This window comes from Anaerovibrio slackiae (assembly GCF_009695585.1).
GTDB classification, from domain to species: domain Bacteria; phylum Bacillota; class Negativicutes; order Selenomonadales; family Selenomonadaceae; genus Anaerovibrio; species Anaerovibrio slackiae.
The window spans coordinates 1-18,657 of sequence record NZ_VUNR01000040.1; the positions used below are offsets into that span (position 1 = coordinate 1).

18 protein-coding genes and 3 tRNA genes are annotated in these 18,657 nt (G+C 49.8%); 4 read left to right on the forward strand and 17 right to left on the reverse strand.

Going from position 1 to position 18,657, the window contains the following annotated elements; genetic code table 11:
* The first annotated feature begins 252 nt into the window (after window positions 1-252).
* Complete coding sequence (locus FYJ84_RS13185; RefSeq protein WP_154408066.1) at window positions 253-1,137, forward strand: LysR family transcriptional regulator; 885 nt, start codon at window positions 253-255, stop codon at window positions 1,135-1,137.
* Between the two features lie 143 nt (window positions 1,138-1,280).
* Window positions 1,281-2,504, forward strand: a complete 1,224-nt coding sequence (locus FYJ84_RS13190; RefSeq protein WP_154408067.1) for an MFS transporter — start codon at window positions 1,281-1,283, stop codon at window positions 2,502-2,504.
* A 333-nt stretch (window positions 2,505-2,837) separates the two neighbouring features.
* Here the strand turns inward: FYJ84_RS13190 and FYJ84_RS13195 are convergent, their stop codons facing one another.
* Both FYJ84_RS13195 and FYJ84_RS13200 read right to left on the reverse strand, forming a co-directional pair.
* Window positions 2,838-3,701 carry an aldo/keto reductase gene (locus tag FYJ84_RS13195; protein WP_154408068.1) on the reverse strand — a complete coding sequence of 288 codons (864 nt, stop codon included), beginning with the start codon at window positions 3,699-3,701 and terminating at the stop codon, window positions 2,838-2,840.
* 16 nt (window positions 3,702-3,717) lie between these two features.
* The gene (locus tag FYJ84_RS13200) at window positions 3,718-4,161 is read right to left on the reverse strand and encodes a cupin domain-containing protein (protein ID WP_154408069.1); all 444 of its coding nucleotides are present in this window, start codon (window positions 4,159-4,161) and stop codon (window positions 3,718-3,720) included.
* Window positions 4,162-4,280: 119 nt separating this feature from the next.
* Between FYJ84_RS13200 and FYJ84_RS13205 the strand changes: the two genes are divergently transcribed.
* Both FYJ84_RS13205 and FYJ84_RS13210 read left to right on the forward strand, forming a co-directional pair.
* Window positions 4,281-4,727, forward strand: coding sequence for a MerR family transcriptional regulator (locus FYJ84_RS13205; RefSeq protein WP_154408070.1), 447 nt, complete (start codon window positions 4,281-4,283; stop codon window positions 4,725-4,727).
* 832 nt (window positions 4,728-5,559) lie between these two features.
* The gene (locus FYJ84_RS13210) at window positions 5,560-5,961 is read left to right on the forward strand and encodes a GtrA family protein (RefSeq protein ID WP_154408071.1); all 402 of its coding nucleotides are present in this window, start codon (window positions 5,560-5,562) and stop codon (window positions 5,959-5,961) included.
* Window positions 5,962-6,197: 236 nt separating this feature from the next.
* Here the strand turns inward: FYJ84_RS13210 and FYJ84_RS13215 are convergent, their stop codons facing one another.
* The 15 genes from FYJ84_RS13215 to ftsE all read right to left on the reverse strand — a co-directional run bounded on the left by FYJ84_RS13215 (window position 6,198) and on the right by ftsE (window position 18,390).
* Window positions 6,198-7,142, reverse strand: a complete 945-nt coding sequence (locus tag FYJ84_RS13215; RefSeq protein WP_154408072.1) for a glycosyltransferase family 2 protein — start codon at window positions 7,140-7,142, stop codon at window positions 6,198-6,200.
* Window positions 7,143-7,236: 94 nt separating this feature from the next.
* On the reverse strand, window positions 7,237-7,788 hold the full coding sequence (locus FYJ84_RS13220; protein ID WP_154408073.1) for a hypothetical protein: 552 nt from the start codon (window positions 7,786-7,788) through the stop codon (window positions 7,237-7,239).
* A gap of 13 nt (window positions 7,789-7,801) precedes the next feature.
* Complete coding sequence (gene floA, locus FYJ84_RS13225) at window positions 7,802-8,788, reverse strand: flotillin-like protein FloA (RefSeq protein ID WP_154408074.1); 987 nt, start codon at window positions 8,786-8,788, stop codon at window positions 7,802-7,804.
* 32 nt (window positions 8,789-8,820) lie between these two features.
* A complete protein-coding gene (locus FYJ84_RS13230; protein ID WP_205764269.1) occupies window positions 8,821-9,075 on the reverse strand; it encodes an NfeD family protein in 255 nt (84 codons plus the stop codon).
* A gap of 177 nt (window positions 9,076-9,252) precedes the next feature.
* Window positions 9,253-9,328: transfer RNA gene (locus tag FYJ84_RS13235), tRNA-Val, on the reverse strand.
* Between the two features lie 52 nt (window positions 9,329-9,380).
* Window positions 9,381-9,455 (reverse strand) — tRNA-Glu (locus tag FYJ84_RS13240).
* A 3-nt stretch (window positions 9,456-9,458) separates the two neighbouring features.
* Window positions 9,459-9,534, reverse strand: a tRNA-Asn gene (locus FYJ84_RS13245).
* Window positions 9,535-9,736: 202 nt separating this feature from the next.
* Complete coding sequence (locus tag FYJ84_RS13250) at window positions 9,737-10,954, reverse strand: ABC transporter permease (RefSeq protein ID WP_154408076.1); 1,218 nt, start codon at window positions 10,952-10,954, stop codon at window positions 9,737-9,739.
* A complete protein-coding gene (locus FYJ84_RS13255) occupies window positions 10,944-11,603 on the reverse strand; it encodes an ABC transporter ATP-binding protein (RefSeq protein WP_235901501.1) in 660 nt (219 codons plus the stop codon). The genes FYJ84_RS13250 and FYJ84_RS13255 overlap by 11 nt, the downstream gene beginning before the upstream one ends.
* A gap of 118 nt (window positions 11,604-11,721) precedes the next feature.
* Window positions 11,722-12,858 carry an efflux RND transporter periplasmic adaptor subunit gene (locus FYJ84_RS13260; RefSeq protein WP_154408078.1) on the reverse strand — a complete coding sequence of 379 codons (1,137 nt, stop codon included), beginning with the start codon at window positions 12,856-12,858 and terminating at the stop codon, window positions 11,722-11,724.
* Between the two features lie 81 nt (window positions 12,859-12,939).
* Window positions 12,940-14,217, reverse strand: coding sequence for a TolC family protein (locus tag FYJ84_RS13265; protein WP_154408079.1), 1,278 nt, complete (start codon window positions 14,215-14,217; stop codon window positions 12,940-12,942).
* A gap of 244 nt (window positions 14,218-14,461) precedes the next feature.
* Window positions 14,462-15,607, reverse strand: coding sequence for a S41 family peptidase (locus tag FYJ84_RS13270; RefSeq protein ID WP_154408080.1), 1,146 nt, complete (start codon window positions 15,605-15,607; stop codon window positions 14,462-14,464).
* Window positions 15,608-15,623: 16 nt separating this feature from the next.
* Entirely contained in the window at window positions 15,624-16,751 is a 1,128-nt protein-coding gene (locus FYJ84_RS13275; RefSeq protein ID WP_154408083.1) for a murein hydrolase activator EnvC family protein, read from the reverse strand.
* A gap of 75 nt (window positions 16,752-16,826) precedes the next feature.
* Window positions 16,827-17,714, reverse strand: coding sequence for a permease-like cell division protein FtsX (gene ftsX / locus FYJ84_RS13280; RefSeq protein WP_154408081.1), 888 nt, complete (start codon window positions 17,712-17,714; stop codon window positions 16,827-16,829).
* Window positions 17,704-18,390, reverse strand: coding sequence for a cell division ATP-binding protein FtsE (ftsE, locus tag FYJ84_RS13285; RefSeq protein ID WP_154408082.1), 687 nt, complete (start codon window positions 18,388-18,390; stop codon window positions 17,704-17,706). The genes ftsX and ftsE overlap by 11 nt, the downstream gene beginning before the upstream one ends.
* Window positions 18,391-18,657: the final 267 nt, after the last annotated feature.

Consider the following 18,657-nt stretch of genomic DNA (forward strand, 5'->3'; position numbering starts at 1 on the left):
AGCGTGTTTTCTATGGGTAGCTGTCCCGCTCAGCCCATTTTAATCTGAACAGAGTGCACAAACTAACAAAACTTATCCGTTAATGTTCCAAAAGTCTCGTACCGGCACTACGATAAACTGAAATTTTGCCATTTCCTCATCAAATGTTCCACGTAAAACAACATTCCTAATTTATCTATTTGGGCTATAACTTGACAGAATTAGCACTTAACTGTATGATAAACCAGTAGATTTTGAAAACAAGGTGATGCCATGATTGAATTGCCAACTATACAACAACTAAAATGCCTGCTATGCTACGGCAAAGAAAACAATTTTACCCGAGGCGCACAGCAGGCCAATATTACCCAGTCTGCCTTTAGTGCCCAAATCAAAAAGCTGGAGGAAACTGTGGGCCTGGAGCTTATTCAGCGCACCAACAAAGGAAGTCATCTAACTCCCTCTGGCGAAAAAATGCTGGCCATTGCTGAAAAACACCTAACAAATTTGCAACAGGAAATATTAACGCTTCGCCAAGAACAACAACATGAGCCTACTCTCCTCAAAATTGGAGTTATGCGAACTCTAGGTGATGTGCTGATGAATCGTCATGTACAACATTTCCAGCAGGAAAAGAACCCCATCGACCTAGTGGTTTATGATATGGAAAGCAGTGAAATCTTAACTGACCTGCGGGATGATAAAATTGATTTAGCCTCCGTCTATATGATTCATCCCAAGCCCTTTGCAGAATATGAACAGGTACATTTAGTTTGGGACCAAATGGCTTACTACGCTCCCTGCCTGAACATATCAGATAAGCAAATAAGCCGCAGTACTATTATTAACAATCCTATGGTATATTATCCCACTAATTATTTCATGGAACAAACTATCGGTGAGTATTTTGCCTATGGAAAGCCACCTCGTGCTGCTACCCTTTCTACTCCCTATGCCATGGTACACTTCTGTCAACAAAATCCTGCTGGAGCCATTCTACCACAACGCCTGATAGAGGCTCTGGACATCAACCAAGGAGTTTATACCCTACAGGATCCATTGTTGATGGATAATTGCATCGTATTTAAAAAGGACACGCCTAAGAGAACAGATATAGAATTTTTTATCAATTATTTACGTCCTTACTTTGCAGACTGATTTTCTTCAATAGCTGTTATCGTTTTTTGCGATAACAGCTATCGTTTTATTGCGTTATACAAATATCTCCTTATTAATTATAATCTAAAGCGTTTTCTTTTCATTAATAGGGTATAAGAATAAGAAAGGCTGATGATTATTTTATGAAAAAAGAACCCTTATGGACACGAGGCTTTGTACTTGATACATTTATCAATCTAGGCATTTATATCATTTATTATATGCTTATGGTAGTTATTGCCGTTGAAGCATTGCACATGGGCGCCACTGTAGCAGAAGCCGGCCTGGCTACTGGCATCTATATTATCGGTGTACTGCTGGCCAGATTAGTTGGTGGCCGCTATATTGAATTAATGGGCCGTAAGAAAATGCTCTACGCCGGGGTGATTTTTTATCTCCTGACCACAGTTCTCTATTTTGCTTTTAATTCTATGACTACTCTATATGGGGTGCGACTGCTAAACGGCATTGGCTATGGCGTAGCTGCTACGGCCACCGGTACTATCATTGCCGGCGTTATTCCCCAGTCCCGCCGTGGCGAAGGCATCAACTATTTTGCCCTCAGTCTCAGCTTGGCTGCTGGTGTTGGTCCTCTGTTGGGCATGCTGCTACAGGATTATTTCAGTTTTGCCCATATCGTTAATTTCTGTATTGCTATCTTAGGTGCCTGCCTTTTGGCTACATTCTTCCTGCCTGTAGAAGAAATTGAGCTTTCTCCCGAAAAGCTGGCAGAGCTAAAATCCTTCCGGTTGGATAATTTTATTGAGCCTAGAGTATTGGCCATTTCCACCGTTGCCTTTTTCATGGGTATCTGCTATTCCGGTGTGCTTTCCTTCTTGGGAGCCTATACCAAGGAATTAGGACTTGATGGCGCCGGCCCTGTATTTTTCGTAGTCTACGCCATTGTTATTACAGTCATTCGCCCCTTTGCCGGTGTAATGTTTGACCGCAAGGGTGAGGATTTTGTTATGTATCCTTGCTATTTGGCTCTGTTTATTGGCCTGATGCTTCTAGGACAGGCTCAGGGCATGGTGCTGATGATTGCAGCCAGCATCTTTATCGGCCTTGGCTATGGTACTTTCATGTCCAATGGTCAGGCTATCTGTGTTAAGCTTACCCCAGCCTATCGCTCTGGTATTGCTGTTTCCACCTATTTCATCATGCTGGATGTAGGCCTAGGCTTTGGCCCTTATTTCTTGGGAGCTTTCAAGGAAATCATCGGCTTTAATGGTATCTATGAGGCAACCGCTGTAGGGGCTTTAGCCTGCGCAGCAATTTATTATTTGGCCTATGCTAGAAAACGGGACAGAAATAGTCAGGAATTGGCTGAAGATGATTCTATGGAGCAAATCTTAGAGATGGAATAACCGTCCCTAATATATCCTCAAAGACAAAATAGCATATGTAATACAAAGGAGATGTTTCACTTGAAACATCTCCTTTTTTTGTTAAACAGTATGTAACCCCATGAGGGTTCTTTCCCTGCAAGCCCTCAAAATATTTTCCTTATGTTCCCATGTTTTATATGTTGTGCTTTCGCCCTCTGTTGATTAATCTTCAGAAGGCATTTTCTTTCAATGGGGTTTCGACGAGGGTGGAGATATTAGCTCCACCCTGTCATTAGCACAGTTTCCCGCCACCTATAGAGGTGGGAGACATCGGATACATAGTTATACTTATCATGAAGAAATAATATAAGTTTACATCTTACCTCCAAATACAGGGAAAATGCTATATTTACCGTAGTCCTTAATCTTTTCCACATGCTTGAGGATTTCCATGTCCTCATCTGAAATTGTAAAATCAACATCCGCATTAACTTTCATATGCTCTGGATTTGCAGTCTTTGGCAAAACAATCATTCCAAGCTGGATATCAAAACGAATGCACAGCTGGGGAATCGTGACTCCGTACTTTTCTGCCATATCCCCTATTGCCTTGTTCTTAAGTGCCTCACCATGGGCAACCGGAGAATACGCTTCCATAGCCATGCCCTTCTTCTGACAATAATCAATCAGCTCCAGAGGCGAGTTAGAAATATGGCAAAGCACCTGATTAACCATAGGTTTAATTTCAGCAGTTTCCCACAGGTTTTCAATATCTTCCTGCAGGAAATTGGATACACCAATGACACGTAATTTTCCGGCCTTGTACGCATCCTCCAAAGCTCTCCACGCTGCACGATTTCCCTCCACATAGCGGTCTTCACTTTGATTTACCTTATCCCAAGGCTGAGGACTGTGAATAATCATCATATCAATATAATCAAGTCCCATATTGGCAAGACTTCTGTCTATGCTTGCCGCAGCTTCCTCGTAAGTCTTGTATTCAGCTGCAATCTTTGATGTAACAAATATCTGCTCCCTTGGAACACCGCAACTGCGAATCCCCTTACCGACGCCCTGTTCATTTCCATAAGCCTGTGCTGTATCTATATGACGATAGCCCAGCTTAACAGCAGACTTTACAGCCTCTTCCACCTTATCATCATCTATAAACCATGTGCCAAGAGCCAGCACCGGGATTTCTACTCCATTACTTAATTTCTTCATTTCCTGATACATGTATTATTCCTCCATGTCATATTGCATTTTCCAATACATCATATTCAGCATTAGATACAGGTTCGCACCATTCGTTAGTACAATCCTCACCAGGCACTTCAACAGCAATATGCGAAAACCAGCTATTCTTTTTTGCTCCATGCCAGTGCTTTACATTAGTTGGAATCAGTATAACGCTGCCTTCACACAGACTGACCGCATCCTTACCTTCTTCCTGATACCACCCTTCTCCAGCTGTGCAAATAAGCAATTGCCCTCCCCCTCTTTTGGCATGATGTATATGCCAGTTATTACGACACCCCGGTGCAAAAGTAACATTTGCGGCAAATAGTCCGCACTGTGGATCTGTGAGTGGATTTAAGAATGAGTCCCCTATAAAATATCTTGCATACGCTGTATTTGGCTCGCCCATTCCAAATACATTGTGCAGTTCAAAAGTATCCTTATTTTCAAATTTCATGATAATTTTCCTCCTTGTTTTCATTTCTTGAATCACATCATTTCATATGCTATACTAACAATAATCCCTAAACCTAGCTTTAGGTCAATATGTTTTTTTAATAATTTTGGAGGCTTACCATGTACACAATTGGACAAGTAGCAGAAATGTTTGGTTTACCCATTTCCACGCTTCGATATTACGATAAACAAGGACTTTTCCCGCAACTCATACGGGAATCCGGTATTCGTAAATTCAGTGAAAACGAAATTGAGGCCTTGCGAATAATCGAGTGCCTAAAGAAATCCGGTCTTGAAATCAAGGATATCAAACTCTTTATGGATTGGTGTGCAGAAGGTCCTGCCACTTATTCCGACCGCTTTCAGCTTATTCGAAATCAAAAAGAACGCGTGGAAGCAGAAATCAAACAGTTACACAAAACTTTGGATATGCTGAAGTTTAAATGCTGGTATTACTCTAAGGCCATGGAAGATGGCAATGAAGATACTGCAAAAGCATCCGTCCCAGATGGTCTTCCAGAAGATATTCGTGTAGCATATGACAATTCGCATACACAATCCTCATAATTCTACCTCTATGTGCTATGCTTCTGCCCTCTGTAGATAAAGCTTCAGAATGTATTTTTTTGCAAAATTCTGATTTGTAGATTTGCCTATCTCCCTAAATATTTGAAATGAAACTCGTTATATCAGTGGGTTCTGAAATACAGCCTGCGGTCATAACGACTTTTGCTCTGTCCGACTTAATGGCCCTATCTGATGATTTATTCTAACGCACAGATACCGCTTGTCGCTGAGCCAATTCACAGAGTCCGTATTGATAGATAGTATCACACCGGGCCACTTTTGCTACGCAAAAGCAGGAGTCTCCCGACGCAAAAGTGTCATGCCCCTCCGGCTGTTGTCGAATCATCAAGGCTTATCGGTATTGCCAATCTTCGATAATTCTGCTACCTTCGTAAAAAATCGGTCATTTCAAACAGTGCCAAAGCAGGAAGTTGCGATGAATACACAAAGTAGAAGGCATGACATATACCCTTAACAGGTATATCGATGTGCCTCGCTTCTTAACGAATTTAAGCCATGAAAAGGTGAACATCGTGAAGCTTTTCATGTGATTAAATGAGTTTAGCAGCGTGAGGCACATCAATATAGCGCGAGCGTGCCTGTAAGGGTATATGCCATGCCTACAAAAAGTGTATAAATAAATTGCCTCATGAGAGCTTTAGTACCGCTAGGCGAGAAAAGTAGCGAGAACGTACCTGAAAGGGTACTCCCATATCGCCATTAATAATGGATAAGATGTATTCGACAAATCAAAATTTTACTTTCTTGGAGATAAGATAATTTGCTATAATAATGCAGTAACACAAATAATCCGGGAGGACATACATCATCCATGAACATCATTGAAAAAGCAAAGCATCACTTTCTCACCAGGGAATTTTTCCTGTTCCTGATCGTAGGCTGCATCAACACCTTCAACGGCACCTTTATCGCCTGGCTATGCGGACTTTTCAGCCCCTACAACAACCTTAATTTTAACATCGGCTACATCACAGGCAACCTTATTGCCTACTGGATGAACAGCCGCTTCATCTTTCACGCAGGCCTGTCACTGACACGCTTTATCAAATTCTTTATCTCCTACATCCCCAACTACCTCATCCAGAATGTCATCGTCATCATCTTCTACAACATGCTGGCATTCCCGCCTGTAGTCAGCTACCTGCTGGCAGCTGTCCTGGGCATTCCTGTCACCTTCCTGATGGTAAAAATCTTTGCCTTCGGAAAGAAGTAAGAGCTTGATTTCCCCGAAAAATCCCCATCCCGATAGCACTAAAAAAATCCCTCATGAGCGGAGGGATTTTTTTAGTGTGTATTATATTTAGGAGAGTTAGCTTTTTAGAGGATATGCCTTCCTCAAGCCTGAATATAATATAACACAATTGAGAATTATTTTCAAGTATTATTTGAGAATTTTTCTCATTTTTATTTTTAAACTTCATGACAGCAGCAAAATGGCTAAATCACTTGTCAGTCCCTGTCCATCTCATCCTTGGGCTTGCCCCTGGCAATAAGGTACAGGGGACGGTGCTTAACCTCCTCGAATACCCTGCCCAGGTATTCCCCCAAAATGCCCAGCACAATCATCTGCATGCCCCCGAAGAACAGCACGCATGCCGTCAGGGTAGCCCAGCCTGCCACTGCATCATTCAGCACATACTTGGACACAAACACATGAAGTATCATCAACAGGCTTATCAGCCCGGAAATAGTGCCGATGTACAGCCCCAGCCTCAAAGGCAGGTTGGAATAGGCCAGCACCCCGTCGATGGCAAAATTCAGCATTTTCCTGGGAGAAAACTTGGACACCCCGGCAAACCGCTTGGGAGCCACAAACTCAATCTGCACCTGCCGGAATCCCATGGCACCAATCATGCCCCGGATAAAGCGGGCATGCTCCCGGTAGCGGCGGAAGGCCTTCACCACCACCCGGTCCATCAGGCGGAAATCAGAGCCCCCCTCCTGAATATGCACGTTGGAGAGCTTATTCAGTACCTTGTAATAATAATACGAGGTCAGCTTCTTCATGGCAGACACGCCCTCGGTGGTCTTGCGGATAGTCTGCACCACTTCATAGCCCTGCTCCCATTTCTCCAGCAGCACAGGTATCAGCTCAGGGGGATGCTGCATATCACCGTCCATAGTGATGACAGCATCACCGTCCGCATTATCCAGGCCGCAGGTCAGAGCCAGCTGATGGCCGGAATTCCTGGCAAGGAAAATGGACTGCACCCGCTCATCCTGCTTTTCCAGGCTGCACAAAATCTCCCGGCTCCTGTCCTTGGAGCCATCGTCCACATAAATCAGCTCAAAATCGTATGGCAATGACTCCATGACCTTGCACACGCTCTCATAAAAATGCTCTATATTGTCTTCCTCATTGAAAACCGGCACCACAATCGATATTGTTTTCATCTTCACACGAACCTTCTATACACTAAAACATAAAAAATAACGCTATAACGTACTTATTATAGCGTTATTTTATCAAATTAACAAGTATCAGCTGTCAGCGCCGCCTGCGCTGCAAAGCCTTCGGCCTGCCCAGCACCTCCGCTGAGACAATCGCCTGTGCCAGCGACATGTTAATTACAGGCACGCTTCCAGCTCTTTCTCCACCATAGGCAGTCTCAGAAGGCGCCTTCCTGCCCCTGGCGGCAGGCTGCCCTGTCTCCGCCTTGCCAGCTTTCCCAGCCCTGCTCCGCCGCTGCTCGTCCTCCAAATACCTCTGATAAGGATTGTGCACTTCCTCATACTGGTCAGGACGATGAGGACGGTGCTCCGGCAGCTGTTCAGCTAAATGCCCTTCTGCCTTTTCCCTCCTCACAGGAGGCTGGGGAATAGGCTTTATATCCACAGTAACCTTCTCAGGCCGTTTCAAGTCCGGCAAAGGAGCATCTTTTGGAAAAGGCTTTGACTTCTTCACCTTCGGCTTCTTCTTGTCCCCCAGATTGCCCAGGATGATGGCAACGACGAACATGAAAAAGGGAATCAGGGAAGACAGGGTATCAGCCCAGTGTGCCAGCTTTCTGGAAATCCCCAGCATATCCAGCAGTTCCATACATATCACCTACTTACTTGATAGCTGGCGGTGTAAGCTGGCTATCGCCCGTGCTCCTGCTGATGCTGTCACGCATATCCGTATCAGCCTTGATATTGCTCAGGTTGTAATAATCCATCACACCCATGTTGCCGCTTCTCAGGGCCTCTGCCAGGGCATGAGGCACCTCTGCCTGGGCCTCTACTACCTTGGCTTCCATCTCCTGGGTATAGGCCTTCATCTCCTGCTCCTTTGCCACAGCCATGGCACGGCGTTCCTCTGCCTTGGCCTGGGCAATGCGCTTGTCAGCCTCCGCCTGGTCTGTCTGCAGCTCCGCACCGATGTTGCGGCCTACATCCACATCGGCAATATCAATGGACAAAATCTCAAAGGCAGTACCGGCATCCAGTCCCTTGCCCAGCACAGTCTTGGAAATATCATCAGGATTTGCCAGCACATCGTTGTGGCTCTCGGAAGAACCGACAGTAGTAACGATACCCTCGCCTACACGGGCAATAATCGTCGGCTCACCGGCACCGCCCACCAAGCGGTCAATATTGGCACGGACAGTTACCCTTGCCTTGATTTTCAGCTCAATGCCGTTCTTGGCCACAGCAGAAACCACAGGCGTCTCGATAACCTTCGGGTTTACGCTCATCTGCACTGCTTCCAATACGTCGCGGCCCGCCAGGTCAATAGCGGCAGAACGCTCAAAAGGCAGAGGAATCTGGGCCCGGTGTGCCGCAATCAGGGCATCCACCACCTTGTCCACGTTACCACCGGCCAGGAAATGGGCCTCCAGCTGGTTTACCTCCACATTCAGGCCTGCCTTATTGGCCTTAATCAGCGGCATGACAATCTTGGAAGGAGTTACCTGACGCATGCGCATACCAACCAGGGTAATAATGTTCAAAGGCACGTTGGCAGCCCTGGCAGCAATCCACAGCCGCAAAGGCACAAAGTGCAGGAACAGGGCAATAAAAATTATCGCCATTAGCAGAAAAAATATACTTGAAATCATACGCTTTCATCCTTTCAAAAACACAATAGCATCTATCTGACCACCACGCGGCCGCCTGTAACGGCAACCACTGTGACCTGACGTCCCTTCTCAATATAATCCCCCTCAGAGACCACATCCACCGGCTCACCGTCAATCACCACGGTACCTGCCGGACGCAGCTCCCTGGTGACAGTGCCCTGCCTGCCCACCAGCCTGTCCTGCTCCGGTGCGCTGATATAGCCCTTGTCCGTAGAGGTCTGGTCCTTCAGCACCATGCTGTGCCACAAATCAGAAAAAAATCCCATAGGGCTCCCCCCTTCAAAACTGCTACATTTATCATAGTTCATTAGCACTATCAAAACTGCACATTAGTTTTCTATTGTTATTATGGCAGATTACCATGAAAAAAGCAAGGAAAAACATATAAGCCAAATACACAATACACAAAAAGGCCGCCACACGGCAGCCTCTAATTTCATATATGGTGGGCGCTAACGGGATCGAACCGCTGACATTCTGCTTGTAAGGCAGACGCTCTCCCAGCTGAGCTAAGCGCCCATATATAAGGGAAGTAAAACCTCTGGAATACATTCCCCGTTTTAAATCAAAGTGGTGACGCGTACGGGATTCGAACCCGTGAAGCCGCCGTGAAAGGGCGGTGTCTTAACCACTTGACCAACGCGCCATCTGGCTCCTCGAGCAGGATTCGAACCTGCGACAGCCTGATTAACAGTCAGGTGCTCTACCGACTGAGCTATCGAGGAGTGTTTTGTCACATGACGTCGACAAGTGTTATTATATGACACCTTTGCAAAAAATGCAAGCTTTTTTTACAATTTTTTCAAAAAAATTTTCAAAGAGCCAGAAAAAGCCGCCGGATATCCTTTCAATATGCCATAAAACGCCTGCACAGCCTTGACGCTGCCCCAAAGCTGCCCGGGCAGCCAAGACTGCCTCGGGCATCATTCATTCATAACGCAGTGCCTCTATAGGGTCCAGCTTCGCCGCCTTCCGCGCCGGCAAAATGCCAAACAGGAGCCCAATCCCCACGGAAAAGCTGAAGGAAACTACTATGGGTGCCAGGGTAATCACCGTGCTGAAACCACCAAGCCCCGCAATGGCATAGGACAGGCAGCAGCCTATGAAAATGCCGATAATGCCGCCAATCACGCCGATAACCACCGACTCAATCAGAAACTGCATCATGATATTGCCAAAGGTAGCCCCCAGCGCCTTGCGGATGCCGATTTCCCGTGTACGCTCCGTCACCGACACCATCATGATGTTCATGATGCCGATGCCCCCCACTATCAGGGAAATGCCTGCCACGCTGCCCAGCAGCAAGGTAATCATCGTGGTAGTCTGAGTCATGGTCTCCATCAGGCTGGTCAGGTTCCTCACATGGAAGTCATCCTCCTTGTCCCCCACAATCCTGTGCCGCTGCCTGAGCAGCACCTCGATATCTTCCTGCACCTGGTCCATGTACAGAGCATCCTTCACCTGCACGCTGATGGACTGCACATAGGTAATGCCCAGCATGCGCTCCTGAGCCGTGGTCAGGGGAATAATCACCACATCATCCTGGTCCTGCCCCATAGAGGACTGCCCCTTGCTCTCCAACAGGCCGATTACCCGGAAGGGCTGGTTATTGACACGGATATTCCTGCCCACGGGATTTTCACTGCCAAAGAGGTTCTCTGCCACGGTAGTGCCGATAACAGCCACCCTGTCACGCTTATTCATGTTATCCGTGCTGATGAAGGAGCCGGACTCCACCACCAGCGACTTGATATCCATGTACTCAGGGGTTACTCCCTGCACGCTGGAGTTCCAGTTCTGATTGCCGTTGACAATCTGGTAGCTGCCGCTGACGCTGGGAGAAACAAAATCGATATTCCTGATTTTGGACTGTATGGCCCTGGCATCCTCATACTTCAATGTCTGCATGGAGCCTGCCGCTCCCCGGGGGCCGCCCCGGTTGGATGAGCCCGGGGAAACAATCAGCATGTTGCTGCCCAGGCTGGCGATGGACTCCTGCACATTGCTGCGGACCCCCATGCCCACGGACACCATGGCGATGACCGCCCCCACGCCGATGATAATCCCCAGCATGGTCAAGAGGGAGCGCAGCTTGTTGGCATAAAGTGCCGTAAAGGCCATCAGAAAACATTCCTTAAACAACATCCAGCACCACGCCCCTTCCTTCGTCCCTGGTAATCACGCCGTCCCGCACCAGAAGCTGCCGGTTGGCGCACACGGCTATCTCCGGCTCATGGGTGACCAGGATAATGGTACGCCCCTTGCCGTGCATCTTCTGGAAAATCTCCATAATCTCCTTGGTAGACTTGGTATCAAGGTTGCCGGTAGGCTCATCCGCCATGATAATCTCCGGCTCATTTACCAGAGCCCTGGCAATAGCCACACGCTGCCGCTGTCCGCCGGAAAGCTCGTTGGGCATATGCTCCGCCCGGTCAGCCAGCCCCACAGCCTCCAGAAAGTGCATGGCCCTCTCCCTGCGCTCCCGGGCTCCCACCCCGGCATAAATCAGGGGCAAGGCCACATTGTCCACAGAGGAAATCCGGGATAAGAGGTTAAAATTCTGAAAGACAAAGCCAATGTGCCTGTTCCGCATCACCGCCAGCTCATCATCTGACAGGTGCGCCACCTCCCTGCCCTCCAGCTCATAGGAACCGAAGGTAGGCCTGTCCAGGCAGCCCAGGATATTCATCAGGGTGGACTTGCCGGAGCCCGACGGCCCCATCAGGGCTGCAAACTCCCCCTTGTCTATATCCAAATCTATGCCATCCAGCGCAGCCACCTGCTGCTGTCCCATCTGATACAGCTTCCGGATGCCCCGGAGGCGGATAACATGCCTTGCCGCCCTATCTGCCACATTATCTTGCACCTTGCCTGCTTTATTACTGCTCATAAAAACTCCAGCCTTTTCATTCTTACATCGGCGGGCCGCCCATGCCGCCCTTGCCGCTACTGCTGCCACTCTTGGACTTGTAGCTGATGGCCAGCCTGTCCCCGTCAGATAGTCCGTCCAAAATCTCCACGTACTCGTCGCTGTAGATACCCGTAGTCACATATCGCTTCTCCTGGGAGGTTCCATCCTTGCCTGCACCTTCCAGCTGCACCATGACATAGGAGCCGGTAGAATCCGTTTTGAGGGCGGAAATCGGCACTGCCAGGGTATTTTCCTTCTCATCGGTAACAATCTCCACCCTGGCCGTCATAGCCGGCAGCAGCAGGTTGTCAGGATCATCCACATCCAGCACCACATAATAATAAATAACGCTGGCAGAGCTGCTGGAGCTGGTGGCATTGCTTGAGTTGGTGTTCCAGCTGTTGGTGACATCTGTCTGGGAAATCTTGGACACCGTTGCCGTAAAAGTCCTGCCCGTGTAGGTATCCACCGTAAAGGTGGCCTTCTGCCCCACCCGGACGCTGCCGATATCCGTCTCATCCACCTTGGCAAGAATCTGCTTTCTGGACAAATCCGCAATGGTCATAATGACCGTAGGGTTGCTGTTGCCCTGCACAGCCATGGTGCCTGCCGTCTTTGGCTCCCCTACCACAATGCCGTCCATAGGGGCGGTAATCACCGTCTCCGCCAGGTCAGACTCAGTCTTTGACAGGGAGCTTTCCGCCGTATCGTAGTCGTACTCCGCATCCTCCAGCTCCTCCTTGGACTTGGCACCGATAGAGTACAGATACTCCGCCCGGTTGTACTTGGAGCGTGTATTGGCCACCTTGTAGGAAGCCTGGTCCTTGGTGGCCTCGTAGTCCTTGCCATCCAGGATAGCCACCGTCTGGCCTGCCTTCACCACATCATTTTCCTTTACCAGCACGGACTTGATGCGGGCCGTAATCTTGGAGCTGACCTCCACCGAATCCACCGGCCTGATGGTACCTGTAGCAGACACCGTGGATTTCAGGCTCTGCCGTGATACCGTCACCAGCTCCACGTTGGCTGCCCGCTGCGCTGCTTCCTGCTGGCTGCTGTAGTAGCTATAGCCGCCCACAGCCGCTGCCAGCACCACTGCTCCCAGGACCAGCCATTTCACTTTTCCCTTTATATTCATCTGCAAAACTCCCTTGTCACCCGATCTAACTGCGTGTCAATTAATTTGTTTCTCTGCACATCTGCTTATCAGCTTACCTTTTTACTGACGGGCATACTCCACAGACATGCCCATATCGCTTTCCAGCGCCGCCTTGTAGCGTGCGTAGTCATACTGGGCACTGATATAGTTGTGCCGTGCTGTGGACAGTGCCTCCTGGGCATCGATAATATCCAGCATGATACCCTCACCGGCCTTGTACTTTTCCTGGGCGATGAAGAAATCCTCCTCCGCCTGCTTCACTGCCGCCTGGGTGGAGCTGAACCTCTCCTCTGCCTCGCGCATGCTGTTGTAGTCCTTGCGCACTGCCAGGTTCACATCGTTCCTGTCCCTGGCCAGGGTAGCCCGGGCGATTGCCAGCTCCGCCTGGGCGGCATCCACCTTGCCCTGGGTAATGCCGCTGTCAAAAATATTCCAGCTAACACCGATAGAGGCGGAATATTCATGGTTGTCCCCGTCCGGCAGCACCTGCTTGCTCCAGCCTGCCCCCAGGCTCAAATCCACCGTAGGCCCATAATCCGCCCTTGCCGTGCTGACAGCCAGCTCCTTCTGCTGCAGCTTGTAGCCATCCGCCAGCAAATCTTTGCGATTTTCCATGGCGTATGTCAGGCAATCGTCCACACCGCCCTCAAAGGGCAAATAAGCAAAATCATCCGTCAGCACCAGGGGCTCGCTGCTTTCAGTATAAATCAGGCTCCTGAGGGTACTCAGGTTGTTGTCATAGGTATTCTTCCCCTTAATCAGCTCCTGCTGTGCGTTGGACAGCTCTACCTGGGAACGCAGCACATCAATCTTCGCCTTGCTGCCTGCCCCATAAAGCTGCTCCACATTGGTCAGATGCTGCTGATACTTGTCCACCGTATCCTGATAAACAGCAATCTTCTTCTGAGCCTCCAAGGTATCATAGTAAGCCTGAATTACCGCCAGCCTGGTAGTTTCCCATTTTCTCCCGGTCTGCAGCCGGGCAATGTCCACGCCCAGCTCCCCGGATTTGATATCATTCTGATTGGCACCGCCGGAATAAAGGGGCAGGGAGACAGACAGCTTGTTGCTGTTGCCGTTCTCCCAGTCCTTGCCATCTGACTCCGCACGGCTGAAGGTACTGCTGGCCTTCCAGCTGAAGCTGTTCCTGCCCCTGGCCTGCCGCAGGGATGCCCTGGCTGCATCCTCCCCCAGCTGGGTAATCAGCACATCAGGATTATTCTTCAACGCCAGCTCCACGGCAGTTTCCATGGACAGCTCCATGCAGCTGCCCAGGCTGCTGCCAGCCAGCAGGCAGCCGGTCAGCACGCCGCCCAGCACCAATCTCTTTATCTTCATGTAAAACACCCTTCCTTATCACGCAATCCCCCTGCCAGGAGATTGCCCTGTATGAAAATCAGCCTGTATTTGAAAATGATTATAGCCTGAAATATCCTCGCAATTATTCTAGTACGCCAATCTTAAAATACCATTAAAAAAGCAAAAAAATCCCCTGCAGCTTCATGCCCGTAAGCCGCAGGGGATTACCTCCAGCATCAGGACAGCTCCGCCATAGCCATGCCGCCCTGTTGCAATCCTTATATTACTGCCCCAGCTTTTCCTTCATCACCTCTACAGCCTTCAAGAGCTGCACATCCTGAACAGCTCCCTCCGGCAGCTCCACCTCTACATCAGGCTCAATGCCGGTGCCGTCAATGCTCCTGCCGGACGGGGTGTAGTACCTTGCCACAGTCAGCTTCAGGCCGTCACCATGGGTCAGTGGCAGCATGGTCTGCACCGAGCCCTTGCCGAAGGACTTGGTTCCCACGATAGTACCGCACTGCCTGTCCTGCACGGCACCTGCCAGAATCTCCGAGGCGCTGGCGCTATTGCCGTCAATCAGCACCACAAGAGGATAATCAAAGCCTGCCAGCTCCGAATTGTAGACGGTCCTGTGGCCATCCCTGTCCACCATGGACACGATTTCCCCGGCAGGTATCAGCTGGTTAGAAATCTCCACGCAGGAGGTAATCAGCCCTCCCGGATTGGCACGCAAATCCACGATCAGTCCTTCCATGCCCTGCTCCTTCAGGCTGGCCAGCTCCTTCTGGAACTCCTTGCCGGTATTTTCGCTGAAGGATGCCACCCGGATATAGCCAATCTTCGTGTTATCCACCATAATTCCCTTGGCGGTAGTCAGCTGAATAACCGCCCGGGTAATGGTTACATCGAAGTCCTCCTGCCCCTGGCGGCGGATAGTCAGCACTACCTGGGTACCTTCCTCCCCCCGCACCTTGCCGGCCATTTCCTCCGGCTGCATGGCAGACACATCCTCACCATCAATCCTGATGATTTCGTCCTTTTCCAAAAGCCCTGCCTCCGCGCTGGGAGTATCCTCCATGACGGACATAATCTCACAGCGCCCCGGCTCCGGGAAGCCCATGACCACGCCAATGCCGCCAAAGGCACCTTCTGTCTGCTGCATCAGCTGCTTGAACTTCTCATCATCCATGTAAATGGAGTGCTTATCCCCCAAAGCCCTGGTCATGCCGTCAATGGCACCATCCACCAGCTTCTCCAGGGGCACCTCATCCACATACTTATTCTCAATAAACAGCATGGTGGTCACCAGCCTGCCAATCTGCGCCACATTTGCCTCATTGGCTCCCAGCAGGCTGAACAGCCCCATGAACATGCCCGTAACCACCAGCACAGTCGTCACCAGGGCAGTTATAATTATTTTTTTCATAACACATTACCTTTGCTTACAAATAGCCATACGGGCTCACCGGCTCACCATTCTCACGCACCTCAAAATGGCAGTGAGGCCCGGTGGAATTGCCTGTAGAGCCGCACATGGCAATCACCTGCCCCTGGCTCACAGTCTGCCCTACCCCCACATTCAGGGAATCATTATGCCCGTACAGGGTAGTCACACCGCCCCCATGGTCAATAATCACCGTGTTGCCATAGCCGCTGATCCACCCGGCATGAATAACCGTGCCGCTGGCAGCCGCATAAATAGGCAGGCCGTAGTCACCGCCAATATCCAGGCCGCTATGAAAACGCGCCGTACCGAAAATCGGATGGGTACGCCAGCCAAACTCCGAGGTCACAGGGCCGCTGAGAGGCCAGATCATGCCGCCGGAACCGGCAGGTGCGCCGCTATAGGACATGTTGCTGCGGCGAATCATGTTGGTAACCTCCTCGGAAGCCGCCATCAATTCCTCATAGGCCCGTTCCGAAGTATCCCTGTCATAGATAGCCTGATCCAAAAGCTCCTGCTGCTCCGCTTCCTTCGCCTCAACGGCAGCCTTCTTCTCGTCAGCATCAGCCACCAGCCGCTCAGCCTCGGCACGGTCCTTTTCCAGCTGCGCCCTGGCAGTAACCACAATCTCCTTTTCCTGCTTCACCTTCATAATCAGGTCATAGTCATGCTTGATAATCCGCTTCAGGATATCCATCCTGGTCATCAGGTCAGAAAAATCCTTCGCCCCGAACAGCACATCCACATAGCTTATCTGTCCGTTGATATAAATATCCCGGACACGCCGCTGGAGCATCTTATTCTTGACCTTCAAATCAGCCTCCGTCTTCTCCAGAAGCTCCGTATTTTCGTCAATCTTGCCCTCCACGGTATCCAGCTGTGATTTAACCTCTTTATATGCCGCGGTTGCCGCACTCAGCTCCTCCTGAATGCCCCGCAGCCTTTCAGACACGCTCTCCACCTTGGCCGCCGCCTCATTGGTGATCTCCTGCTGCCGCTCCGCCTGCCGCTGCAAGTCAGCCAGCTGCTCCTCCAGGTCATCAGCCATGGCCATTCCCGGCAGGGACAAAAGCAGCACCAGGGCAAGCACCAGGCTCAGAAGCCTCGTCCCTGCCTGCTGGCGCATTATGCCAAAGACGCTGAACTGCCGCCTTATTTTGCAGCTGCCACTGCACTCTTTTTCTCTCATCCTGCCATCACCTCAGACCTTCAGGAACCGCTTGATGGACACAGCACTGCCTATAGCCCCTACAGCCATGCCGCTCAGTACCACCACAATGGTAATATAAGTCAAAAACGGCTGCTCCGGAATCAGCGGAAAAAACGCCAGCGTATCATAAATCTTCTCAGCCATGCCGGTATAGGCTGTCCGCAGCACCACGGCTGCCACCAGGCTCCCCAGCAGCCCCAGCACCATGCCCTCCAGCACGAAAGGCCAGCGGATAAACCAGTCCGTAGCCCCCACATACTTCATGATGGCAATCTCCTTGCGCCGGGCAAAGACAGTCAGACGGATGGTGTTGGAAATAATAAACAGGGTGGCAAGGGCCAGCACCAGCATCAACGAAAAACCAAAAATCCTGATGAGCCTGGTCATCTCAAAGAGATGCTCCATCACATCCTGGCCGTACTTGGCAGACTCAACCCCATCGAATTTCTCAATGGACTCAGCCGCAGTCTTCACCAGCTCCGGACGGGTAATGGTCACCTCAAAGGCATCCGGCAGAGGATTGGTATCATCCAGTGCCTCCAGCAGGGTTTTCTGATCCCCCAGCCGTTCCTTGAAGCGCTCCATGGCATCCTCCTTGGAGACAAAGGTGACCTTCTCCACCCCCTGCATTTCCTTCAAATCCTTCTCAATATCCCTGGCATCCTCCCGGCTCACCGATTCCTCCAGGTACACATTTATCTGCACCTGGGACTCCAGGGACTCAGCCATCTTGTTCATGTTCATCACCAGCATCAGGAACATGCCAAAAATAAACAGGGACACTGCCACCGTGCCCACAGAAGCAACGGACATCCAGTTATTGCGCCGCAGGGACAGAAAAACCTCCCTGATGAAATATTCAGATGTTCTAATTTTCATAGCCGTAGCCTCCCTGTGCCTCATCCCTGACAATCGTGCCATCCTCAATGGCGATTACCCGCCGCTGCATGGCATCCACAATGGTCTTGTCATGGGTAGCCATGACGATGGTGGTGCCTGCCGCATTAATCCTCTGGAAAATATCCATGATTCCCCAGGAGGTATCAGGATCCAGATTGCCTGTAGGCTCATCGGCAATCACAATAGCCGGATTGTTGACAATGGCACGGGCGATGGCAACACGCTGCTGCTCACCGCCGGACAGCTGATTGGGAAAGCACTTGTACTTGTCCCGCAGCCCTACAATATCCAGCACCGAATTCACGCTGCGCTGCATCATGCGGCGGGGTGCCTCAATAACCTGCATGGCAAAGGCGATATTCTCATAAACGGTCTTGTCCGGCAGCAGGCGGTAATCCTGAAAGATTACCCCCAGGCTGCGCCTGAGATAAGGCACATCCCGGTTGGCCATGCGGATAACATCCCTGCCATTTACCGTCAGGATACCGGAGGTTGGCAGAACCTCACGAAACAGCATCTTGATAAAGGTTGACTTGCCGGCACCACTAGGGCCTACCAAAAACACAAACTCGCCCTTGCGAATATCCACATTGACATTGTTCAAAGCAACGGCACCGTTTTCGTAGACCTTCATAACGTCCTTCATGTGTATCATACGAGTAAAACCTCATTTCCCTATACAATCTTTTTCATTATACACCAAAACCAACATAAATAAAAATAATTTTCAGTTTATCGTCGTGAAGGTACGAGACTTCTGGAACATTAACGGATGAGTTTTGTTAGTTTGTGCACTCGGGAGTTTGACACTTCTAAACAGAAAAAATGCCTCTCAGCCCTTGTAATTATTGCAATCTCGCTGTCAAATTTTTCGTTTTAATATATAGTATTTTATAGTATTATGTGGTATAATAAGACGAGG

Coding starts and splice junctions, on each gene's coding strand:
- FYJ84_RS13185 (WP_154408066.1), top strand. CDS start 253: ATGATTGAATTGCCAACTATACAACAACTAAAATGCCTGCTATGCTAC.
- FYJ84_RS13190 (WP_154408067.1), top strand. CDS start 1,281: ATGAAAAAAGAACCCTTATGGACACGAGGCTTTGTACTTGATACATTT.
- FYJ84_RS13195 (WP_154408068.1), bottom strand. CDS start 3,701: ATGTATCAGGAAATGAAGAAATTAAGTAATGGAGTAGAAATCCCGGTG.
- FYJ84_RS13200 (WP_154408069.1), bottom strand. CDS start 4,161: ATGAAATTTGAAAATAAGGATACTTTTGAACTGCACAATGTATTTGGA.
- FYJ84_RS13205 (WP_154408070.1), top strand. CDS start 4,281: ATGTACACAATTGGACAAGTAGCAGAAATGTTTGGTTTACCCATTTCC.
- FYJ84_RS13210 (WP_154408071.1), top strand. CDS start 5,560: ATGAACATCATTGAAAAAGCAAAGCATCACTTTCTCACCAGGGAATTT.
- FYJ84_RS13215 (WP_154408072.1), bottom strand. CDS start 7,142: ATGAAAACAATATCGATTGTGGTGCCGGTTTTCAATGAGGAAGACAAT.
- FYJ84_RS13220 (WP_154408073.1), bottom strand. CDS start 7,788: ATGGAACTGCTGGATATGCTGGGGATTTCCAGAAAGCTGGCACACTGG.
- floA (WP_154408074.1), bottom strand. CDS start 8,788: ATGATTTCAAGTATATTTTTTCTGCTAATGGCGATAATTTTTATTGCC.
- FYJ84_RS13230 (WP_205764269.1), bottom strand. CDS start 9,075: ATGGGATTTTTTTCTGATTTGTGGCACAGCATGGTGCTGAAGGACCAG.
- FYJ84_RS13250 (WP_154408076.1), bottom strand. CDS start 10,954: ATGTTGTTTAAGGAATGTTTTCTGATGGCCTTTACGGCACTTTATGCC.
- FYJ84_RS13255 (WP_235901501.1), bottom strand. CDS start 11,603: ATGGGACAGCAGCAGGTGGCTGCGCTGGATGGCATAGATTTGGATATA.
- FYJ84_RS13260 (WP_154408078.1), bottom strand. CDS start 12,858: ATGAATATAAAGGGAAAAGTGAAATGGCTGGTCCTGGGAGCAGTGGTG.
- FYJ84_RS13265 (WP_154408079.1), bottom strand. CDS start 14,217: ATGAAGATAAAGAGATTGGTGCTGGGCGGCGTGCTGACCGGCTGCCTG.
- FYJ84_RS13270 (WP_154408080.1), bottom strand. CDS start 15,607: ATGAAAAAAATAATTATAACTGCCCTGGTGACGACTGTGCTGGTGGTT.
- FYJ84_RS13275 (WP_154408083.1), bottom strand. CDS start 16,751: ATGCGCCAGCAGGCAGGGACGAGGCTTCTGAGCCTGGTGCTTGCCCTG.
- ftsX (WP_154408081.1), bottom strand. CDS start 17,714: ATGAAAATTAGAACATCTGAATATTTCATCAGGGAGGTTTTTCTGTCC.
- ftsE (WP_154408082.1), bottom strand. CDS start 18,390: ATGATACACATGAAGGACGTTATGAAGGTCTACGAAAACGGTGCCGTT.